The sequence below is a fragment of the Mesorhizobium huakuii genome (assembly GCF_030160235.1).
Lineage (GTDB): Bacteria > Pseudomonadota > Alphaproteobacteria > Rhizobiales > Rhizobiaceae > Mesorhizobium > Mesorhizobium huakuii.
In genome coordinates, this window is the sequence record NZ_BSNY01000027.1 from 181,756 (window position 1) to 200,097 (window position 18,342).

Sequence of the window (18,342 nt, forward strand, 5' to 3'; positions counted from 1 at the left end):
GAGGCATGACATGACTGTAGCCAAAAGACGCGTCTGGTGGGGTGACTACCGGACCACAGAATACGCCTCGATCGACCCGGAGGCGACGATCGCCGTTTTGCCGGTGGCGGCGATCGAACAGCATGGACCGCATCTGCCTGTCTCGACCGACACCTCGATCATGAACGGCATGCTCGACACGGTGATCGCCCGCCTGCCGGACGACCTCGACATCCGCATCCTGCCGGTCCAGGCGGTGGGCAAGTCGAACGAGCATCTGCATGCGCCGGGCACGCTCACGCTGCCGGCAACGACGCTGGTCGAGGCCTGGACCGAACTTGGCGTATCCATCGCGCGTGCCGGGGTGCGCAAACTTATCGTCGTCAACTCGCATGGCGGCAATGAAGAGATCATGGGCATCATCACGCGTGAATTGCGGGTGCGCGAAAAGATGCTTGCGGTGAAGACGAGCTGGCAGCGCTTTGGCCGCCCGGCCGGCATGTACACCGAGCTCGAAGACCGCCACGGCATCCATGGCGGCGATGTCGAGACCTCGCTGATGCTGCATTTCCGGCCCGACCTGGTCGACATGGCCAAGGCCGACAATTTCGTTTCCAATGTCGCCAGGGCCGAGAAGGAATTTTCCCTGCTACGCCACACCGGCACCCACGCCTTCGCCTGGATCGCTGGGGATCTCAACCCCAATGGCGTGGTCGGCGACGCCAGCATCGCGACTTCGGAAAAAGGCAGGCTGACGGCGGAGCATCAGGCAGACGGTTTCATCAGCCTGCTCAGGGATGTGCGCAAAGCGAAGCTCGCCGACTGGCTGAAATAGCCGCCTAGCCACAATTGCGCCTTCGCAAAAAACACTCCCGCATATGAGATTTTGACAAACTTTGCCAAAATGGTTCATGCTGGACGGGATATGGAGGCCGATATGGCAACAATGAACGTATCATTGCCTGATCCGATGAAGGATTGGGTTGAGGCGCAAACCGAAACGGGTCGCTACGCCAACGCGAGCGACTATGTGCGCGATTTGATCCGTCGGGATCAGGAGCGCAACGACAACATTGCCGCCATGCAGCGCTTTGTCGATGACGGATTGAAAAGTGGCATCGGCAATCGATCCAGGGACGCGCTTTTTGCTGAGGCAGTCAAACGCGTTGGAAAGTCACCCGGCAACGGGTAATGGGATTTCGCCTTTCTTTAGCCGCGGAAGAGGACATCATCGGTATTACCGAGTAAGGGGTGCGCCTGTTCGGTGCTGAGCAGGCCAGACAGTATCATGACGAGTTGTTCGCGATCTTTGACCTGATCGCTGCCAGTCCCCGAATGGCACCGGAGCGGCTTGAATTGTCGTCACCAATGCGTATCCATCCCTTCAAGGCCCAAATTGTCGTCTACCGGATCGAAGCCGACGGCGACGTGTTCATTGTCCGGGTACGCCACGGGCACGAAGATTGGGCGAGTGAAGGCGCTCGATAGTCCTCCAACGATGTATGGGCACAGCTAGCCCTCGATCTTCAGCTCGAACGGCGTGCCTTCGAAGGCGTCGGCGCCGCGCCCGATCGACTGGATCGCCTCGATCATCCGGCCATTGCGCTCAAGCAGCGCATCGGCCACGGCAATGAGCCGGGGGTTGGGTGTCGCCGAGGGTGACAGCGCCCGCAATGTCTGGGCCAGTTCGGCCTCGTCGCGTTTCGGCGCCAGTGCGGCGGCGATGATGTAGGCCGAAGCGGTGGAACGGCTGATGCCGGCATAGCAATGCACGACCATGGGCTTCGCCCGGTCCCAGCGGCGGGCGAAATCGAGCACGTCGCGGACATGCTCCTCGCCCGGCATGGTCATGCCGTCCTGCGCTACCGCTATGTCGTGCATGACGAGATGGAGGTGGTTTTCCCTCGCTATCGAGGCCGGACGCGTCACCTCGGTTCCGACGGAGAGCAGCGACAGCATGCGGTCGGCGCCTGTCCTGGCCACCGTTTCCTCGATTTTCGCCAGCGAGCAGACATGGATCATTGTTTTGAACCTTTTTGTCGATCCTCGCGCCGCGCCGCCCATTCGGCAAGAGCGGATTCGAGCCGCCGCCACTCCTCCTGACTCCCCGGCAGGCCTGCCCGCAACACAAATGGCCGGTCGTTGAAGTGGCGAAGCAGAATGCCCCTCTCGCCAAGCGCTGAAAACAGGCCGGCGGCATCCGGAAGGCCGAGATAGCGGAACAGCGTGGTACCGCCCACGACCGGCACGCCGAAACGGCCGAACAACGCGTCCAGCCGCGCCGCTGCCTCGGCCAGCGATGCCCGCATCGCGTCCTGCCAGCCAATATCGGCAAGCGCGTGAATGCCGTATTCCAGCGCCGGGCCGGCGACCGCCCACGGCCCGAATTGCGTTTCGAGCCGGCCCACCGTTGCTGCATTGGAAAGCGCGAAGCCAAGCCGCAGGCCGGCCAGCCCAAAGAACTTGCCGAACGAGCGCAGCACGACGAGGCCGCCCTGGTCGGCGTCGGCGGCGAGGCTGTGCTCGCGCGGGCCGACATCCATGAAGGCCTCGTCAACGACCAGCAGCCCGCCTCTGGCGCGCAGCCCGGCGGCCAGTGCCAGCAGCCGGTCGCGCTCGTTGACGCGCCCATCCGGGTTGTTCGGATTGACGATGATGGCTAGGTCGGCCTGCGCCAGCGCCATAAAATCGCTGACTTCGCTCACCTCATGCCCGGCGATCGCCGCTGCTCGTGCATGTTCGGCATAGGTCGGCCCCAGCACCAATGCCTTGCCGGGCCTGACCAGCGAGGCCACGCGCGGCAGCAGGATTTGCGTGCCGGGCGCCGCGACGACATTGGCCGGCGACGGCGCGCCATAGGTGCGGGCTGCGATCTGCGTCAGCTCCCGCGCCCGTGCCGCTTCCGGCAATCGCGACAGCGAGGTGGCGGGCAGTTCGAAAAGCGGGTAGGAGTGCGGGTTGATACCGGTCGAAAGGTCGACGAAAGGCTGAGGAGCGTTGGGGAAAAGCGCCCTTGCCCGGCCAAGACTCCCACCATGGTCCACCGCTCCATCAAGAAGCTTCATGTCAGTCCTGATCGCTTTCCTGTCACTGGCCGTCGAATCTGTCCTGGGTTACCCGGACCGGCTCTTCCGCGCCATCGGCCATCCGGTGACGTGGTTCGGCAGGCTGATATCCTTTCTCGACATCAGGCTCAACCGCGCCACTGATCCCGACGCGTTGCGTCGCCAACGCGGCGTCCAGGCGCTGCTGGTCATCGTTCTGGTTCCGGCGGTGATGGGCCTTTTCGTCCAGCTTGTCCTGCTCTGGTTCGTTCCCCTGGGGTTTTTCATCACCGCGCTGCTGGCTACATCGCTGCTGTCGCAGAAGAGCCTCTACGAACATGTCGAGGCCGTGGCTGACTCGCTCGATTCGGGCGGCCTCGCCATGGGCCGTGTCGCCGTCTCGCGCATCGTCGGCCGCGATCCTGAAGCACTCGACCGCGCCGCCGTCTGCCGCGCGGCGATCGAAAGCCTGGCCGAGAATTTTTCCGATGGCATCGTCGCTCCCGCCTTCTGGACCGGTGTTGGCGGACTGGCCGGCGGCGCTGCCTACAAGGCGGCCAACACCGCCGATTCGATGATCGGCCATCGCACGCCGCGCCACGAGGCCTTCGGCTGGGCGGCGGCGCGCTTCGACGACTGGATCAACCTGCCGGCCTCAAGGCTGACGGCGCTGCTGATCGTGCTGGCGGCCTTCCTGGTCAAGGGCGCCGATCCCGGCAGTGCCCGGCAAGCGGTATGGCGCGATGCCAAAAAGCACCGCTCGCCCAATGCCGGCTGGCCGGAAGCAGCCATGGCCGGCGCGCTCGGCCTGGCACTCGCCGGGCCGCGCAGCTATGGTGGCATCGTGGTCGACGATGTGTTCATGGGCGAAGGCGGCCGCCGCGACGTCGACAGCGCCGACATCAGGCGGGCGCTGAAACTCTACCGCGTCGCCGACTATCTGCTGATCGCGCTGTTTGGGGTGGTGTCGGTGATCGTATTCGTCGCATAAACTCCGAGAAAGTCAGAAACCCGACCTACCAAGTGACACGAACTTCCTGCGCGCTTGGATCGGCTGCCCCGCCAAACCTCTTGATCGCGTACCCGCCGGCAGCCTCGGGAGATGATTTCAACAATGGCTCGATCACAACAAAAAGTCGTTCAGCGTCTGGCCCGTACATGTAGAGGATGCACTTGCCCTCGCCAAACTCATCGCCATCGAACTCGCCGACCGAAGCATTCCCAACGGCTTGCTCCAGCTGATTCTCTAGCGCGAGAATGGATGCGCGTTCTTCCGACGTTCCAAACTGACCGTCACTGAGAAGAAGATAGACGATTACCGCTTGTTCCAAAGATAGTCCTCGCTCAAAACTCGATCCCCCGCTGCGCTTTCACACCTGCCGAAAAGTGGTGCTTCGTCACACCCATCTCGGTGACCAGGTCCGCCGCCTCGACCAGAGCCGGCTTGGCGTTGCGGCCGGTGACGACGACATGCAGGCCCTCGCGGCGCGATTTCAGCGCCGCGACCACCTTGCCGAGATCGAGATAATCATAACGCAGGGCGATGTTGAGTTCGTCGAGCACGACAAGGCTGATCGAGGGATCGGCGATCAACTCCAGTGCCTTGGCCCAGGCCGCCTCGGCGGCAGCGATATCGCGCTTCAGATCCTGCGTCTCCCAGGTGAAGCCCTCGCCCATCGCGTGCCAGACGACGCGGTCGCCGAAAGCCGCAAACGCATCCTTCTCGCCGGTGTGCCATTTGCCCTTGATGAACTGCACGACGCCGACGCGCTTGCCGTAGCCAAGCATCCGCAGCGCCAGGCCGAAGGCGGCCGTGGTCTTGCCCTTGCCCGGACCGGTGTTGACGATCAGCAGTCCCTTTTCGATCGTCTTTGCCGCCACCTCGGCGTCCTGCACCGCCTTGCGCTTGGCCATCTTGGCGCGATGGCGCTCTTCGTCCTTGTTGTCGATGTCGGTCATATCACTTCACCTTGAGCGGTAGCCCCGCCACCATCAGCAGCACCGTATCGGCGATCGCCGCGACCTGCTGGTTGAGCCGTCCGGCGTCATCGCGAAAGCGGCGCGCCAGGGCATTGTCCGGCACGATGCCTTGCCCGACTTCGTTGGAGACGACGAACCATGGGCCGCGCGGCCGCGACAGCACATCCGCCAGCCGCCGGCACTCAGCGCCGATGTCGTGATCGGCCAGCATGTGATTGGTCAGCCACAGTGTCAGGCAGTCGACCAGCACCGGCTGGTTGTCGGGCAAGGCCTCGAGCGCGCTGGCAAGGTCGAGCGGCGCGTCGATGGTTGCCCAGCCTTCGCCACGCCGCGAGCGGTGCAGTGCGATGCGCTCACGCATTTCGCCGTCATAGGCTTGCGCCGTGGCGATATAGGTCCATGGCGAGGGCAACGCCTTCGCCAGGGTTTCGGCGTGCGCGCTCTTGCCGGAGCGCGCACCGCCGATGATGAAGGTCAGCTTGTTGCGATCAGGCAAAGCTGTCGCGCAGGCTGGTCGCGGTGCCGGTGAAGCGTCCGCGCACCACGCCGACGATGGCGCCGAGCACCAGCCAGAACACCAGGTTGGTCAGCGTCACCGCCACCACGAACTGGTGGTGCAGGCCTTCCGGGATCGGCGTCTCGAAGCTGTCGGGCTGCGGCGCGCCGACAATGTGCGGAGCAACGATCAGCGCCACGGCAAGGATGGCCAGCGGCAGCGATTTGCGGAACGCGATCAGGCCGAGCCCTATTGCCGTTGCTACCACCGTCGCCACCCACCAGATCTGGCGCTGCGTCAGGTCGGCCGCGGGCATGGCCGGCAGTTCCGGCGGCAGGCCGAGGCCGGGCGCCAGTGTGAAGATGGCAAAGCCGGCCAGACCCCAGAACACGCCCTGGCGCCAATTGCCGATGCCGCCGGCGAATTCCGAAACGGCGACCAGGATCAGTGCGAAGCCGATGCCGGTGACGACATTGGACACGACATTGAAAGCAAAGCGCTCGAAGCCGTCGGCCGGCGCCCAGCCCTCGTCTTCGGCCGGGGCGGCGGCTGCGGCCGGAGCCGGGGTGGCCGCGCTCATGGCATTCGGTGCTGCCGGTGCGGCGGGGCTCATGGCGTTGTCGCTGGCAGCATTGGCCGGCGCCGCGGGTGCGGCGGCATGGTCATGGCTATGGCCGCCTTCGGCCTGTTCGTAGACTTCCGCCTTGAGGATCAGCGGCACGGTGGCATAGGCCTGCATGCAGGCGAGGACGACGCCGGCCACGAGCCCTGCGATCGCCGCGATGAACACGACGTTGCGAAACAGATTCATGATGTCAGATCCTCGTCAGTGGCAGGGAAACGCCATCGAATGCCGGTTGTCATGACCGGCATTGTGGACCGCATCGATATGTGAGAAGCCGACGAAGCCGATGATGAACGTGCCGAGCAGCGCGGCGAGCGCCAACTGCATGAAGCGCGACTGCGAGGAGACGGAGGCGCCGAGGGAGACGGAAGCGGTATTCATATCTTGTCCTTTCACCCTCCACCCGAGGGCCTGTCAGTTTTGCCGTCGTCGGCAGGTCTCCTGGCTCACGGATCAGCGCCCTTCCCCACCTTCCCGAAGACTAATCTTCAGTGGCATATGGAGAGGACTACCGCACACAGTTGCGGGGGCAGCCACGGCATTGGGCAAGAATTTCGCCCGCACCGCATTCCCTCTTGGCTCCAAAACGGAACCGACGACTGCATGACTATAGGGAAAATCGCGACACGCGGCAAACCAAATTCCGCCGGCAAACAGCGCGATTGCGCCATGCCGTCTCCAGGCGCGACAATTGACAATTTTCCTGGCCGGGTGTCGGCTGGCCGCTTCACAGGAAGCCAGCCATGCAGCCCACTGCCAGCGAGCGCGCCCCTTACAATGGCCTGACCCAGGCCGAACCGACCCTGCCCTCGTCGGCCTATTGGGACGGTGAGAGCTACCAGCGCGACCTCGACGCCATCTGGTACAAAAACTGGCTTCTCGTCTGCCGCGAGGCCGATCTGGCCCAGCCGCTGGCCTTCCGCCGATTCCGCATCGGCACGCAGGACATCATCGTGCTGCGCGACGACACCGGCGCGTTGCGCGCCTTCCACAACACCTGCCGGCATCGCGGCTCGCAGCTTTGCCAGGAGAGCGAAGGCCGGCTGAAGGCGCGGTTGATCACTTGCCCCTACCATGCCTGGTCCTATTCGCTGCGCGGCGACCTCGTGCGCGTGCCGTCGAAATCGTTGCCGGACGGCTTCGACAAGGCCGACCATCCGCTCTACCGCGTCGCGCTCTCGGTGTGGCGCGGTTTCGTGTTCGTCAATCTGCGGGAGGATGCGGCGGGCTCCGCGCAGGCATCCTTCGATCCGGCCTCGGGCAATCTAGCCAACTGGCCGCTGGAAACGTTGGTATCGGGCCATGTGCTGCGCAAGGTGATGCACTGCAACTGGAAGATCTTTTGGGAGAACTTCAACGAGTGCCTGCACTGCCCGGGCGTCCACAAGGACCTGTCACGACTGGTGCCGATCTATGGCCGCGGTCTGATGAGCCGGCATGACGACCCCGAATGGACGCGCAACGCCGACAATGATGCACCGGAATTTTCCGGCGGCCTGCGCGCCGGCGCCGAGACCTGGTCGCGCGACGGCCAGGCGCACGGGCCGATTTTCTCCGGCCTGACGCCGGCCGAACGCGCCGCCGGCCAGACCTATGCCACCAGCCTGCCCTCGATGTTCATCGTCGGCCATGTCGACTATGTCAGGACCGTACGCCTGGTGCCGCTCGGCCCGGAAGAGACCGAACTTGTCGCCGAGTGGCTGTTCACGCCCGAGGCGCTGGCCACGACCGATATCGACAACATCGTCGCCTTCGGCACACAGGTGCTGGAGGAGGATGCCGCCATCTGCGAGGTCAACCAGAGGGGCCTGCGCTCGATGCGCCACGCCGCCGGCGTGCTCATGCCCGAGGAATACGACCTGCACCGCTTCCACAACTGGGTGCGCGAGCAGCATGCGGCACTTTCACCGTGATCCTCACAGCGACTTCGGCAAGTATCGCCACGTGACAAAACCGCAAACCGCCGCCAGCAGGCCGAGCGTGACGAACACCGAGCCCAATCCGAAGAAGGCCAACACCACCGAATAGACAAGCGGCGGCGTCAGTTCGGAAAAGTCGAGATAGGTGCGATAGACCGCCGCCATCTGCGCCCGCTCATAAGAGCGCACCGAACGCATGAAGGCGGTCGACCCCAGCGCGTCGAGCGCGATGGTGAAGAAGGCGCCGCACAGCAGGAAGGCGCCGGTGAGCAGGGGCACGGTTTCGCCGACAGTGCCGGCAGCCAGAAGCATCGCCGACATGGCGAAATAGGCAAATGTCATGGTGCGCCGGCCGCCAAAGCGTTTTCCGGCCTTGCCCCAGAAGATCGCCATGAAGAGCAGCGCGTTGCCGGCCGAAACCAGCAGGCCGCCGGCCAGCTTGCCCTCGCCGGTGATCACCATGAACAGCGGCCCGTAGACGAAGAACGTCGTCCAGAAGCAGGAGCGGCCGAAGGCGATCAGCCAGGCAAGCCTCAATCTGGGCTGCGCGACGAAGCGGCCTATATTGGCGAGCGGATTGGCCGGCCGTGTCTTGCCGGGCCGAATCGACGGATTGTCGCCCAGCCGATAGGTCCAGAACAGCGCCAAAAGCGCCATCGCGAACACCGCCACCGCGCCATGCGCGGCATAGATGCCGAAGCGCGTATAGAGGAAGATGCCGAGCGTCGGCCCTCCCGTCCAGGCAAACATCGACCACGCCATGCGCAGCGATTCGGCCTGCATGAAGTCGGTCTTGCGGATGTGGTCCATGATGTAGAGGTTGAGCGTGATCGATAGCGCGCTGGCGCCCATGACGCGGCACAGCATGCCGGCCAGTTGCCCGGCAAGCGTGTGGGTGACGAAGAACAGCGAGCCGATGGCGAGCAGGCAGGCGCCGGCGGTGTAGACCCAGCGCCGGGCAAAGCGACGGATCAGCATCGGCATGAACAAGGTCACCGACAGGCCGAGCAGCGCCACGATGGTATAGAGGATCGAGACGATCTGCTCATTGTGCAGTATCTCGTAGGCCTGGATCGGGATGACGCTCGACACCGTGGCGCGGGCGAAGGATTCGACCGCATAGAGCGAGGCGAAGGTGCGCGCATCCGCGGCCCTGAGGGCCGGGAGCCAGATCGGATGGCGCACATGGGTGGACATTGCTTCCCCAAAGCAGAATCACCGGTCAAATCTGCCTTGGCCGTTCCCGGACGATTAAGAGGAAACCGACGTGTAACCGGCGAAAAGCGAAACCGGTCAACGACTTCCCGGCGCTGGCCTAAAGCGTCGCTTGATCCGGTGCCCCGGCCTTCTTCTGCCCCGTCCAACCGTGATAGTCCTCAGGCGGGGCTGAATCAGAACGCGAGACCATGACCATCCACACGCCGACCGCACCCGTTCCGGAACCGTCCAGGCGCATCGTCGCCATCGACATCGTACGCGGCATCGCGCTGCTGGCCATGGCGAGCTACCATTTCACCTGGGACCTGGAATTCTTCGGCTATACCGATCCAGGCCTCACCGCCTTCGGCTGGTGGAAGATCTATGCGCGCTGCATCGCCTCGACCTTCCTCTTCCTGGTCGGCGTCAGCCTCTACCTCGCCCACGGCCAGCAAATCCGCTGGAACGGTTTCTGGAAACGTTTCGCCATGGTCGCAGGAGCGGCGATCGCCATTTCAGTGGTCACCCGCATCGCGACGCCGGACGGGTTCATCTTCTTCGGCATCCTGCATGAGATCGCGCTCGCCAGCCTGCTCGGCCTCGCCTTCCTGCGGCTGCCGGCCCTGCTGACGCTTGTCATTGCCGCGCTGGTCATCGCGGCGCCCGTCTATCTGCGCTTCGAGGCTCTCGACCATCCCTGGCTGTGGTGGATCGGCCTGTCGGCGATCAATCCACGCTCCAACGACTATGTGCCGCTGTTTCCGTGGTTCGGCGCGGTGCTTGTCGGCATCGGGGTGGCGAAACTCGCCTCGGCCTCCGGCCTGCGTGCCCGCCTGGCGAGCCTCATGCCCGGCCGCTGGGCCAATCCGCTGGTCTTCATCGGCCGCCACAGCCTCGCTTTCTACCTGATCCACCAGCCGCTGCTGATCGGCTGCGTCTGGCTGTTCTCGCAAATCATGCCGGCCCAGGTCGAAACCGTGCAGGTCAATTTCCTGAAAACCTGCCAGCGCTCATGCGAGCAGACGCGCAACGCGACCTTCTGTTCGAGCTATTGCAGTTGCATGCTGACGACGCTCGAGGGCGAGGCCGCGCTTGATCGGCTCGAGAACAACGACCAGACTGCGGAATTCCGAGCGCATCTGGGCGATCTGGCCGCCAGATGCACGGGTCAGACCGAGGACAAGATGGACGAGGGAGGAACGCAATGACCGAAAACCAGCCGAAGCCCGGTGTGATACCGTGGCCGCCGGTGATCTACGTCGCGGCAATCGCCATCAGCGTCATACTCGGCATGCTCTATCCGCTGCCCTGGATCGGCGACCTGCTGGGCGACCTGCTGTTCGCGGCCGGCTGGGTGGCGCTGTTCGGCGTCGCGGCACTCTGGTTCACCGCCATCCGCACCATGGTCCGGGCCAGGACGACGCTCAACCCCAATGCGATGCCGGACCACCTCGTCACCACAGGTCCGTTCGGCATCACCCGCAACCCGATGTATCTCGCCAACACACTGCTTTTGATCGGCGTCGCCTTTGTCACGGGGATCGTCTGGTTCCTGCCGCTGGCGTTCATAGCGGCCTTCGCCACGCAGAAGGTTGCCATCGAGCGGGAGGAGAAGATGCTGGCGGCGAAGTTCGGCAAGAAATACCGCGATTACGCCAAAAGGGTGCGGCGCTGGATCTGAACAGCGTTACGTATTGACGCCGAGCTCCACCAGCCGCTCCACGCAGGATTCCTCGGCCTGGTCGAGTTCGGCCAGCGTCTCCTCGAGGTCGCGGCGCTTTTGCCTGAGATCCTCGCGCTTTTCCTCGATGCGCTTGATCATCAGCTTGAGCTGCCCGACCTCGCCCGGCGGCTCCTTGTACATCTGGATGATTTCGCGAATCTCGTTGATCGAGAAGCCGAGCCGCTTTCCGCGCATGATTTGCCGGATGAGATGGCGGTCTGATGGCCGAAACAGTCTCGTGCGGCCGCGCCGCACCGGTTGCACCAGCCCCTCATCCTCGTAGAAACGCAGCGTCCGCGTCGACACGTCGAATTCGCGGGTCAGTTCGGTGATCGAATAATATTCCCGCATTGTCGCTCCATGCCCGAACCCTGGGCAACGCCACGCGGCGCTGCCTCTCCGTCCCGAACCAAACCCTTGCCCGTCGGAATCGACATGGCCCCCGAACGAGCCTCGCACGGCATTTACGTAAAAGTCAATTGAGGGACGCGTGTGCCTTCACGGCACGGCGAACCACCATGTGGCGAGACCGAGAAACGCAAAGAAGCCGACGACATCGGTCACCGTGGTGACGAAAACCGCCGAAGCAACCGCCGGATCTATCTTGAAACGGTCGAGCAGCAGCGGGATCAGGATGCCGGCAAGTGCGGCGACGAACATGTTGATGATCATCGCCGCCGCGATGATGCCGCCCAGATTGCGATCGTGGAACCAAGCCGCCGCGACAATGCCGATCAGGATGGCGAAGACGATGCCGTTGATGAAACCGACCCCCATTTCGCGGCGGATGATGCGGCCGGCATTGTAGATGTCGAGATCCCTTGTCGCCAGTGCCCGCACGGTGACGGTCATGGTTTGCGAGCCGGCATTGCCGCCCATGCCGGCGACGATCGGCATCAGCACGGCCAACGCCACGATGTGCTCGATCGTACGGTCGAACAGGCTGATCACCGAAGCCGCCAGGAAGGCCGTCAAGAGATTGATCAGCAGCCAGGGAACGCGTGAGCGCGAGGTCGAAAAGATACTGTCGGAAAGCTCTTCGTCGCCGACACCGCCCATGCGCAGCAGATCTTCCTCGGCTTCCTGCTGGATGACGTCGACGACATCGTCGATAGTCAGCACGCCGACCAGGTGCTCGTTCTCGTCGACGACGGCGGCCGACAAGAGGTCGTACTGTTCGAATTCGCGCGCCGCTTCTTCCTGGTCCATCGTCGCCGGAATGGCGTGCCGCGTTTCGTGCATGATCTCCCCGACCTTGACCGTGCGCCTGGTGCGCAAGATCTGGTCGAGATCGATGGCGCCGAGCAGCTTGAAGGTCGGGTCGATGACGAAGATCTGGCTGAAGCGCTCGGGCAGGTTCTTGTCCTCGCGCATGTAGTCGATGGTCTGGCCGATGGTCCAGAACGGCGGCACCGCGACGAACTCCGTTTGCATGCGCCGCCCGGCGGTTTCTTCCGGATAGTCGAGCGAGCGGCGCAGCCGGATCCGTTCGGTGAACGGCAGTTGCGACAGGATCTCGTCCTGGTCTTCCTTTTCAAGGTCTTCGAGAATGTAGACGGCGTCGTCGGAATCGAGTTCCTGCACCGCCTGCGCGATCTGCGCATTGGGCAGATGGTCGACGATCTCCATGCGGATCGCTTCGTCGACCTCGGTCAGCGCGGAGAAGTCGAAATCGGCGCCCAGCAGTTCGACCAGGGCTCGCCGCTGTTCGGGATGCAGCGCCTCGATCAGGTCGCCCAGTTCCGACTGATGCAGATGGTCGACTTCATGCTTGAGGGTCAGCGTATCGCGATCGGCGATCGCGGCCCCGATCTGCGCAAGGAAGGACGGAAGGACCGCACCGTCCTCTCCATAGATGTCGGCGTGGGAGCCGTCAGCCGCCTTGGCGGAGATCGTCTGCTTGTCCTCCACCAGCGCCTCCCGCCATCCCGGAAAAATTGTGTCTCAGGTCTAGAGCATCGGACCTTAAAGCGGAAACCGGTTTCGCGGAAATCCGATGCATCTCGCCCGCAGACGCGATTCGATTTGAGAACTTATCGCTCTAAGGCACGGAATATCAAACGAAACGCTGGTTCCACGCCACCCGGCGAGCGCATCGCGGATGCCTGACCCGGCAATGCCTGTCCGATCAGGAACCAGCCAATCGCGGCTTCAGACGGCGCGACAGCCGATGTCGCTGGGGAAAGAGCACCCCGGCGTGATTGGGGCAGAATTGTCATGATACGGGTCCAGGCCTGAAGCCTGGCCTCGGAGTTGCCGCACAACCAGCCCAGGACAAAAACGGCCCTTGAACAGCAAGCCCGGGAAAACGAGCAAGGCAATTGGCGACAGGCGCATGCGCATTGTCGTCGCCGAGCGCAATCCGTTCGTCATATCGGCGCTGCGCGAAATGCTTGAATGCGACGGTCGTTTCGACTTGTTGGGCAGCGTGCAAAGCGGCAAGCAATTCCTCGATCTTGCTGAAAAGGGCGGGTTCGACGTCGCAATCATCGGCTGGAAGCTCGCCGACATGGACGGCGCGGATGTGCTGGCCGAGGTCCAGAGCCGCAAGCTCGATGTCCGCATCACCGTCTTTTCCAACGACCATGACATCGGCATCCTGAAGCAATGCGTGCGGCTCGGCGCTCAGGGCTACTGTTTCCAGTTCGACGATCCGGCGATTATCTTCGACACGATCCTTGCTGTCGCGCATGGCCGTATCTGCATCCCCTATATCGACATCAACAAGGTCAACGACACGCCGCTCGCGCAGCTCACGGTGCGTGAGCGCGAGCTGCTGGCGGTGCTTTCCGACGGCTGGACCAATCTGCAGATCGCAACACGGACCGGCATTTCCGAGAACACGGTGAAGTACCACCTCAAAAATCTCTACGACAAGCTCGACGTCCGCAACCGGGCGATGGCCGTCGCGCTTTATGCGCGCGAGCGGCGTACCCAGAAGCAGCCTTTCGGGTAGGCCGACCGGGTAGGCCCGCCCCACCCGCGCGCGGCGAGATCTTACCCGCCAAGGTGTTGTCGGCATTAGCCGTCGAAACGAAACTCCCCCCACCGCTTTGCTGGATCAGGAGGAGTTCGCACCATGGCCGGTTTCACCCATCTTTTCATTCCCGGGCCGACCAACATCCCCGAACAGGTCCGGCAGGCGATGAACCTGCCGATGGAGGACATGCGCGCGGCGTCCTTCCCCGACCTCACTTTACCGCTCTTCGAGGACATCAAAAAAGTCTTCAAGAACGAGACCGGCCGCGTCTTCATCTATCCGTCCTCGGGCACCGGCGCCTGGGAAGCGGCGATGACCAATGTGCTCAGCCCCGGCGACCGCGTGCTGATGTCGCGCTTCGGCCAGTTCTCGCATCTGTGGGTCGACATGGCCGAGCGCCTCGGCCTCGAGGTCGATGTCATCGACTGCGAATGGGGCACCGGCGTGCCGCTCGAACTCTATGCCGAGCGGCTGAAGGCGGACAAGGCGCACCGCATCAAGGCCGTTTTCTGCACGCAGAACGAGACGGCGACCGGCGTGACCAGCGACGTCGCCGGCTGCCGCGCCGCGCTCGACGATGCCAACCACCCTGCCCTGCTCTTCGTCGACGGCGTGTCGTCGATCGGCTCGATCGATTTCCGCCAGGAAGAATGGGGCGTCGACTGCGCCGTCAGCGGCTCGCAGAAAGGTTTCATGCTGCCCGCCGGCCTCGGTTTCCTCTCTGTCAGCAAGAAGGCGCTCGTCGCGTCGCGGACCGCCACCCATCGGCGCTGCTTCTTCTCCTTCGAGGACATGATCCGCGCCAACGATGCCGGCTATTTCCCCTACACGCCGGCTACACAGTTGTTGCGCGGCCTGCGCGCCTCGCTCGACCTGATCGCCGAGGAAGGACTGGACAACATCTTCGCCCGCCATCATCGCCTCGCCGAAGGCGTGCGCAAGGCGGTCGACGCCTGGGGCCTGAAACTCTGCGCCAGGGCGCCGAAATGGCACTCCGATACGGTCAGCGCCATTCTGGTGCCGGAAGGCATCGACAGCGCCGACATCGTCAAGCGTGCCTACCGCACCTACCAGACATCGCTCGGCGGCGGCCTCAACAAGGTGATGGGCAAGGTCTTCCGCATCGGTCACCTCGGCTGGCTGAACGAAGTGATGGTGCTCGCCTCGCTGTCGGCGGCCGAAATGGCACTGCTTGATTGCGGCGTAAGGCTGGCGCCGGGCTCCGGCGTCGGCGCCGCCATCCAGCATTTCCGCGCCTCGGCCGCCGTGCCGGTTGCCGAAGCCGCCTGAGGGAACCGACGATGAGCCACACCATCAACCATTTGAAGAAACTCAGGCTGCAGCGCAGCGAGCTGGCGGTTCCGGGCTCCAGCCCGGAAATGATCGACAAGGCGGCCAACAGCGCCGCCGACTTCGTCTTCCTCGACATCGAGGACGCGGTCGCCCCGCCCGACAAGGAACGCGCCCGCAAGAACATCATCCAGGCGCTCAACGACATCGACTGGCGCGCCAAGGGCAAGACCGTCTCGGTGCGCATCAACGGGCTCGACACCCACTACATGTACCGCGACGTGGTCGACGTGATGGAACAGGCCGGCGACAGGCTGGACACCATCCTGGTGCCGAAGGTCGGCGTGCCGGCCGACCTCTACATGGTCGAGGCCATGGTCAACCAGATCGAGATGGCCAAGGGTTTCAAGACCCGCGTCGGCTTGGAAGCGCTGATCGAGACGGCGCTCGGCATGGCCAATGTCGAGGCGATTGCCGCCACGCCAGGCCGGCTGGAGGCCATGCATTTCGGCGTCGCCGACTATGCGGCGAGCTGCAAGGCGCGCACCGTCAACATTGGCGGCCTCAACCCCGACTATCCCGGCGACCAGTGGCATTTCGCCCTGTCGCGCATGACCGTCGCCTGCCGTGCCTATGGCCTGCGCGCCATTGACGGGCCGTTCGGCGATTTCTCCGATCCAGAAGGCTACATCGCCGGGGCCAAACGCGCCGCCGCCCTTGGCATCGAAGGCAAATGGGCGATCCATCCCTCGCAGATCGCGCTCGCCAATGACGTGTTCTCGCCGCCGGAAAAAGAGGTCGCGCGGGCCAGGCGCATCCTTGAGGTGCTCAAGGAAGCCGAAGCCCTGGGCAAAGGCGCCGCCGCCCTCGACGGCAAGATGATCGACGCCGCGTCGGAACGCATGGCGAGGAATGTTCTGGTGGTCAACGAAGCCATCGAACGCGCCGGCCAAACCGCCACGCATTGACTGCTCAGGGAGGACAATAATGGACATCCACGAATATCAGGCCAAGGAACTGCTCGCCCGGCACGGCGTGCATGTGCCGCGCGGCGGGCTGGCCTACAGCCCCGAACAGGCGACCTACAGGGCGCGCGAGATCGGCGGCGGCAAATGGGTCTTGAAGGCGCAGGTTCATTCCGGCGCCCGCGGCAAGGCCGGCGGCATCAAGCTGTGCGCCAATGACGAGGAAATCTCGAGCGCTGCCGAAGCCATGCTCGGGCGCAAGCTGGTGACCCAGCAGACCGGACCGCGCGGCAAGCTGATCTCCAGGCTCTACCTCGAGGAAGCCGTCGACATCGCGCAGGAGCTCTATGTCGGCTTCGTGCTCGATCGCAAGGAAGAGCGCGTCATGATCGTGGCGTCGGCCGCCGGCGGCATGGAGATCGAGGACATAGTTGAGAAAGCTCCCGATTCCATCCTGCGCACATCAGTCGATCCCGGCGTCGGCATGCAGCGCTTCCAGGCGCGCGAGATCGCCTTCGGCCTCGGCCTCGATCACAATCTGATCGGCAAGGCCGCCGAAACCATCTTCAGCTGCTACCAGGTGTTCCGCGACTACGACGCCTCGATGCTGGAGATCAATCCGCTGGTGGTGACCCGCGACGGCAATCTGATCGCGCTCGACGCCAAGATGTCGTTCGACGAGAACGCCCTGTTCCGGCGGCCGGAAATCTCCGAACTGCGCGACAAGAGCCAGGAAGACCCGCGCGAGACCTTCGCCAGCGACCGCGGCCTCTCCTATGTCGGCCTCGACGGCAATATCGGCTGCATCATCAATGGCGCCGGGTTGGCTATGGCGACCATGGACATGATCAAGATCGCCGGCGGAGAACCGGCCAACTTCCTCGACATTGGCGGCGGCGCCTCGCCCGAGCGGGTGGCGAAGTCCTTCCGCGCCGTGCTCGGCGACAAGAATGTCGAGACCATCCTGGTCAACATCTTTGCCGGCATCAACCGCTGTGACTGGGTCGCCGAGGGCGTGATCAAGGCGATCCGCGAGGTCGGCGTCACGGTGCCGCTGGTGGTGCGGCTCTCCGGCACCAAGGCGGAGGAAGGGCGCCGCATCCTGGCCGATTCCGGCGAGGCGGTGATCGTCGCCGATACGCTGGCGGAAGCCGCCGAAAAAGCCGTCGCCGCCTGGCGCGCGGCCGCCAAGAAAAAAGCAGCCTGAGGGAGGTCGAAAAAATGGCAATCCTGCTCAACCGCAGCACCCGCGTCATCGTCCAGGGGTTCACCGGCAAGATCGGCAGCTTCCATGCCGAGGACATGAAGCGCTACGGCACCAAGCTGGTCGGCGGCGTCACCCCCGGCAAGGGCGGCCAGACGCATCTCGGCCTGCCCGTCTTCAACACGGTCAAGGGCGCCGTGCGCGAGACCCGCGCCGAGGCCAGCATCGTCTTCGTGCCGCCGCCCTTCGCCGCCGATTCCATCATGGAAGCCGCCGACGCCGGCATCAAACTCTGCGTCTGCATCACCGACGGCATCCCCTCGCAGGACATGATGCAGGTCAAGCGCTACATGCGCCGCTACCGCTTCGAGGACCGCATGCGGCTGATCGGCCCGAACTGCGCCGGCATGATCACGCCGGGACAGGCGCTGATGGGCATCATGCCGGGCAACATCTACCTGCCCGGCCGCGTCGGCATCGTCGGCCGCTCCGGCACGCTCGGCTATGAGGCGGCCTCGCAGATGAAGGCGCTCGGCATCGGCGTATCGACCAGCGTCGGCATCGGCGGCGACCCGATCAACGGCTCCTCCTTCAAGGACATATTGAAGCTGTTCGAACAGGACGACGAGACGGACGCCGTGGTGATGATCGGCGAGATCGGCGGGCCGCAGGAGGCGGAAGCGGCGATCTGGGCACGCGACAACATGCGCAAGCCGCTGATCGCCTACATCGCCGGCCTCTCCGCCCCGAAGGGCCGCCGCATGGGCCACGCCGGCGCCATCATCTCGGCCTTCGGCGAGTCGGCGCAGGAAAAGGTCGAAATCCTGAAGGAGGCAGGCGTGATCATCGTGCCGACGCCTTCGTCCTTCGGCGAGGTGGTGGCCGATACGCTGGCACGGATGAAGAAGGCGGCGTGATTTCCGCGCCGCTCCACGCTGGG

Annotated in this window: 22 protein-coding genes and 1 riboswitch; of the genes, 12 read left to right on the forward strand and 10 right to left on the reverse strand. The window is 64.0% G+C overall.

The window, feature by feature from the left end; all coding sequences use genetic code 11:
- Positions 1–10 precede the first annotated feature (10 nt).
- The 3 genes from QQK95_RS14935 to QQK95_RS14945 all read left to right on the forward strand — a co-directional run bounded on the left by QQK95_RS14935 (position 11) and on the right by QQK95_RS14945 (position 1,467).
- Positions 11–814, forward strand: coding sequence for a creatininase family protein (locus QQK95_RS14935; protein WP_284273781.1), 804 nt, complete (start codon positions 11–13; stop codon positions 812–814).
- A 102-nt stretch (positions 815–916) separates the two neighbouring features.
- Positions 917–1,171, forward strand: a complete 255-nt coding sequence (locus QQK95_RS14940) for a type II toxin-antitoxin system ParD family antitoxin (RefSeq protein ID WP_284273782.1) — start codon at positions 917–919, stop codon at positions 1,169–1,171.
- 59 nt (positions 1,172–1,230) lie between these two features.
- On the forward strand, positions 1,231–1,467 hold the full coding sequence (locus QQK95_RS14945; protein WP_284273784.1) for a type II toxin-antitoxin system RelE/ParE family toxin: 237 nt from the start codon (positions 1,231–1,233) through the stop codon (positions 1,465–1,467).
- A gap of 24 nt (positions 1,468–1,491) precedes the next feature.
- Here QQK95_RS14945 and QQK95_RS14950 read toward each other — a convergent pair whose 3' ends face one another.
- Both QQK95_RS14950 and cobD read right to left on the reverse strand, forming a co-directional pair.
- Positions 1,492–2,001, reverse strand: coding sequence for a tyrosine phosphatase family protein (locus QQK95_RS14950; protein ID WP_284273786.1), 510 nt, complete (start codon positions 1,999–2,001; stop codon positions 1,492–1,494).
- Complete coding sequence (cobD, locus tag QQK95_RS14955; protein WP_284273788.1) at positions 1,998–3,044, reverse strand: threonine-phosphate decarboxylase CobD; 1,047 nt, start codon at positions 3,042–3,044, stop codon at positions 1,998–2,000. Before cobD ends, QQK95_RS14950 begins: the two co-directional genes overlap by 4 nt.
- Between cobD and cbiB the strand changes: the two genes are divergently transcribed.
- Complete coding sequence (gene cbiB, locus QQK95_RS14960) at positions 3,043–4,014, forward strand: adenosylcobinamide-phosphate synthase CbiB (protein ID WP_284273790.1); 972 nt, start codon at positions 3,043–3,045, stop codon at positions 4,012–4,014. The genes cobD and cbiB overlap by 2 nt on opposite strands.
- A gap of 25 nt (positions 4,015–4,039) precedes the next feature.
- On the opposite strand, the gene QQK95_RS14965 is transcribed toward cbiB, so the two are convergent.
- From QQK95_RS14965 to QQK95_RS14985, 5 genes are read right to left on the reverse strand one after another with little or no spacing between them, the layout of a single operon-like run.
- Positions 4,040–4,354 carry a hypothetical protein gene (locus QQK95_RS14965; RefSeq protein ID WP_284273792.1) on the reverse strand — a complete coding sequence of 105 codons (315 nt, stop codon included), beginning with the start codon at positions 4,352–4,354 and terminating at the stop codon, positions 4,040–4,042.
- Positions 4,355–4,367: 13 nt separating this feature from the next.
- Positions 4,368–4,982: a cob(I)yrinic acid a,c-diamide adenosyltransferase gene (cobO, locus tag QQK95_RS14970; RefSeq protein ID WP_284273794.1), complete on the reverse strand. Its 615-nt coding sequence runs from the start codon at positions 4,980–4,982 to the stop codon at positions 4,368–4,370.
- A gap of 1 nt (position 4,983) precedes the next feature.
- A complete protein-coding gene (gene cobU / locus QQK95_RS14975) occupies positions 4,984–5,499 on the reverse strand; it encodes a bifunctional adenosylcobinamide kinase/adenosylcobinamide-phosphate guanylyltransferase (protein WP_284273796.1) in 516 nt (171 codons plus the stop codon).
- On the reverse strand, positions 5,492–6,310 hold the full coding sequence (locus QQK95_RS14980; protein ID WP_284273797.1) for a CbtA family protein: 819 nt from the start codon (positions 6,308–6,310) through the stop codon (positions 5,492–5,494). The genes cobU and QQK95_RS14980 overlap by 8 nt, the downstream gene beginning before the upstream one ends.
- A 15-nt stretch (positions 6,311–6,325) precedes the next feature.
- Positions 6,326–6,505 (reverse strand): CbtB domain-containing protein, encoded by a 180-nt coding sequence (locus QQK95_RS14985; protein ID WP_027051280.1) that lies wholly within the window; start codon positions 6,503–6,505, stop codon positions 6,326–6,328.
- A 33-nt stretch (positions 6,506–6,538) separates the two neighbouring features.
- Positions 6,539–6,736: riboswitch (cobalamin riboswitch) on the reverse strand.
- 131 nt (positions 6,737–6,867) lie between these two features.
- Between QQK95_RS14985 and QQK95_RS14990 the strand changes: the two genes are divergently transcribed.
- Complete coding sequence (locus QQK95_RS14990) at positions 6,868–8,037, forward strand: aromatic ring-hydroxylating oxygenase subunit alpha (protein ID WP_284273802.1); 1,170 nt, start codon at positions 6,868–6,870, stop codon at positions 8,035–8,037.
- A gap of 3 nt (positions 8,038–8,040) precedes the next feature.
- On the opposite strand, the gene QQK95_RS14995 is transcribed toward QQK95_RS14990, so the two are convergent.
- Entirely contained in the window at positions 8,041–9,240 is a 1,200-nt protein-coding gene (locus QQK95_RS14995; RefSeq protein WP_284273804.1) for an MFS transporter, read from the reverse strand.
- A gap of 209 nt (positions 9,241–9,449) precedes the next feature.
- Here QQK95_RS14995 and QQK95_RS15000 point away from each other — a divergent pair, with 209 nt between their 5' ends.
- Both QQK95_RS15000 and QQK95_RS15005 read left to right on the forward strand, forming a co-directional pair.
- A complete protein-coding gene (locus QQK95_RS15000) occupies positions 9,450–10,448 on the forward strand; it encodes a heparan-alpha-glucosaminide N-acetyltransferase (protein WP_284273806.1) in 999 nt (332 codons plus the stop codon).
- Positions 10,445–10,921 carry a methyltransferase family protein gene (locus QQK95_RS15005; RefSeq protein ID WP_284273808.1) on the forward strand — a complete coding sequence of 159 codons (477 nt, stop codon included), beginning with the start codon at positions 10,445–10,447 and terminating at the stop codon, positions 10,919–10,921. The genes QQK95_RS15000 and QQK95_RS15005 overlap by 4 nt, the downstream gene beginning before the upstream one ends.
- Before the next feature lie 6 nt (positions 10,922–10,927).
- Here QQK95_RS15005 and QQK95_RS15010 read toward each other — a convergent pair whose 3' ends face one another.
- Together QQK95_RS15010 and mgtE are read right to left on the reverse strand one after the other, a co-directional pair.
- Entirely contained in the window at positions 10,928–11,314 is a 387-nt protein-coding gene (locus QQK95_RS15010; RefSeq protein WP_006203215.1) for a MerR family transcriptional regulator, read from the reverse strand.
- Positions 11,315–11,461: 147 nt separating this feature from the next.
- Positions 11,462–12,874, reverse strand: a complete 1,413-nt coding sequence (gene mgtE / locus QQK95_RS15015; RefSeq protein WP_284273816.1) for a magnesium transporter — start codon at positions 12,872–12,874, stop codon at positions 11,462–11,464.
- A 424-nt stretch (positions 12,875–13,298) separates the two neighbouring features.
- Here mgtE and QQK95_RS15020 point away from each other — a divergent pair, with 424 nt between their 5' ends.
- The 5 genes from QQK95_RS15020 to sucD all read left to right on the forward strand — a co-directional run bounded on the left by QQK95_RS15020 (position 13,299) and on the right by sucD (position 18,319).
- Entirely contained in the window at positions 13,299–13,919 is a 621-nt protein-coding gene (locus QQK95_RS15020) for a LuxR C-terminal-related transcriptional regulator (RefSeq protein WP_284273817.1), read from the forward strand.
- Between the two features lie 123 nt (positions 13,920–14,042).
- Positions 14,043–15,233 carry an aminotransferase class V-fold PLP-dependent enzyme gene (locus QQK95_RS15025; protein WP_284273819.1) on the forward strand — a complete coding sequence of 397 codons (1,191 nt, stop codon included), beginning with the start codon at positions 14,043–14,045 and terminating at the stop codon, positions 15,231–15,233.
- A gap of 11 nt (positions 15,234–15,244) precedes the next feature.
- Entirely contained in the window at positions 15,245–16,201 is a 957-nt protein-coding gene (locus tag QQK95_RS15030) for an HpcH/HpaI aldolase/citrate lyase family protein (RefSeq protein WP_284273821.1), read from the forward strand.
- 19 nt (positions 16,202–16,220) lie between these two features.
- Complete coding sequence (locus tag QQK95_RS15035; RefSeq protein ID WP_284273823.1) at positions 16,221–17,405, forward strand: malate--CoA ligase subunit beta; 1,185 nt, start codon at positions 16,221–16,223, stop codon at positions 17,403–17,405.
- A gap of 14 nt (positions 17,406–17,419) precedes the next feature.
- Positions 17,420–18,319 carry a succinate--CoA ligase subunit alpha gene (gene sucD / locus QQK95_RS15040; RefSeq protein WP_284273825.1) on the forward strand — a complete coding sequence of 300 codons (900 nt, stop codon included), beginning with the start codon at positions 17,420–17,422 and terminating at the stop codon, positions 18,317–18,319.
- Positions 18,320–18,342: the final 23 nt, after the last annotated feature.

Excerpts from the sequence above, each read along its gene's own strand:
- QQK95_RS14950 (WP_284273786.1), bottom strand. The coding sequence starts at position 2,001 with ATGATCCATGTCTGCTCGCTGGCGAAAATCGAGGAAACGGTGGCCAGG.
- QQK95_RS15010 (WP_006203215.1), bottom strand. The coding sequence starts at position 11,314 with ATGCGGGAATATTATTCGATCACCGAACTGACCCGCGAATTCGACGTG.
- QQK95_RS14985 (WP_027051280.1), bottom strand. The coding sequence starts at position 6,505 with ATGAATACCGCTTCCGTCTCCCTCGGCGCCTCCGTCTCCTCGCAGTCG.
- QQK95_RS15025 (WP_284273819.1), top strand. The coding sequence starts at position 14,043 with ATGGCCGGTTTCACCCATCTTTTCATTCCCGGGCCGACCAACATCCCC.
- cbiB (WP_284273790.1), top strand. The coding sequence starts at position 3,043 with ATGTCAGTCCTGATCGCTTTCCTGTCACTGGCCGTCGAATCTGTCCTG.
- QQK95_RS15000 (WP_284273806.1), top strand. The coding sequence starts at position 9,450 with ATGACCATCCACACGCCGACCGCACCCGTTCCGGAACCGTCCAGGCGC.
- QQK95_RS14980 (WP_284273797.1), bottom strand. The coding sequence starts at position 6,310 with ATGAATCTGTTTCGCAACGTCGTGTTCATCGCGGCGATCGCAGGGCTC.
- cobD (WP_284273788.1), bottom strand. The coding sequence starts at position 3,044 with ATGAAGCTTCTTGATGGAGCGGTGGACCATGGTGGGAGTCTTGGCCGG.
- QQK95_RS15020 (WP_284273817.1), top strand. The coding sequence starts at position 13,299 with ATGCGCATTGTCGTCGCCGAGCGCAATCCGTTCGTCATATCGGCGCTG.
- QQK95_RS15035 (WP_284273823.1), top strand. The coding sequence starts at position 16,221 with ATGGACATCCACGAATATCAGGCCAAGGAACTGCTCGCCCGGCACGGC.
- QQK95_RS14935 (WP_284273781.1), top strand. The coding sequence starts at position 11 with ATGACTGTAGCCAAAAGACGCGTCTGGTGGGGTGACTACCGGACCACA.
- QQK95_RS15005 (WP_284273808.1), top strand. The coding sequence starts at position 10,445 with ATGACCGAAAACCAGCCGAAGCCCGGTGTGATACCGTGGCCGCCGGTG.
- QQK95_RS14990 (WP_284273802.1), top strand. The coding sequence starts at position 6,868 with ATGCAGCCCACTGCCAGCGAGCGCGCCCCTTACAATGGCCTGACCCAG.
- QQK95_RS15030 (WP_284273821.1), top strand. The coding sequence starts at position 15,245 with ATGAGCCACACCATCAACCATTTGAAGAAACTCAGGCTGCAGCGCAGC.
- QQK95_RS14940 (WP_284273782.1), top strand. The coding sequence starts at position 917 with ATGGCAACAATGAACGTATCATTGCCTGATCCGATGAAGGATTGGGTT.
- sucD (WP_284273825.1), top strand. The coding sequence starts at position 17,420 with ATGGCAATCCTGCTCAACCGCAGCACCCGCGTCATCGTCCAGGGGTTC.
- QQK95_RS14995 (WP_284273804.1), bottom strand. The coding sequence starts at position 9,240 with ATGTCCACCCATGTGCGCCATCCGATCTGGCTCCCGGCCCTCAGGGCC.
- cobO (WP_284273794.1), bottom strand. The coding sequence starts at position 4,982 with ATGACCGACATCGACAACAAGGACGAAGAGCGCCATCGCGCCAAGATG.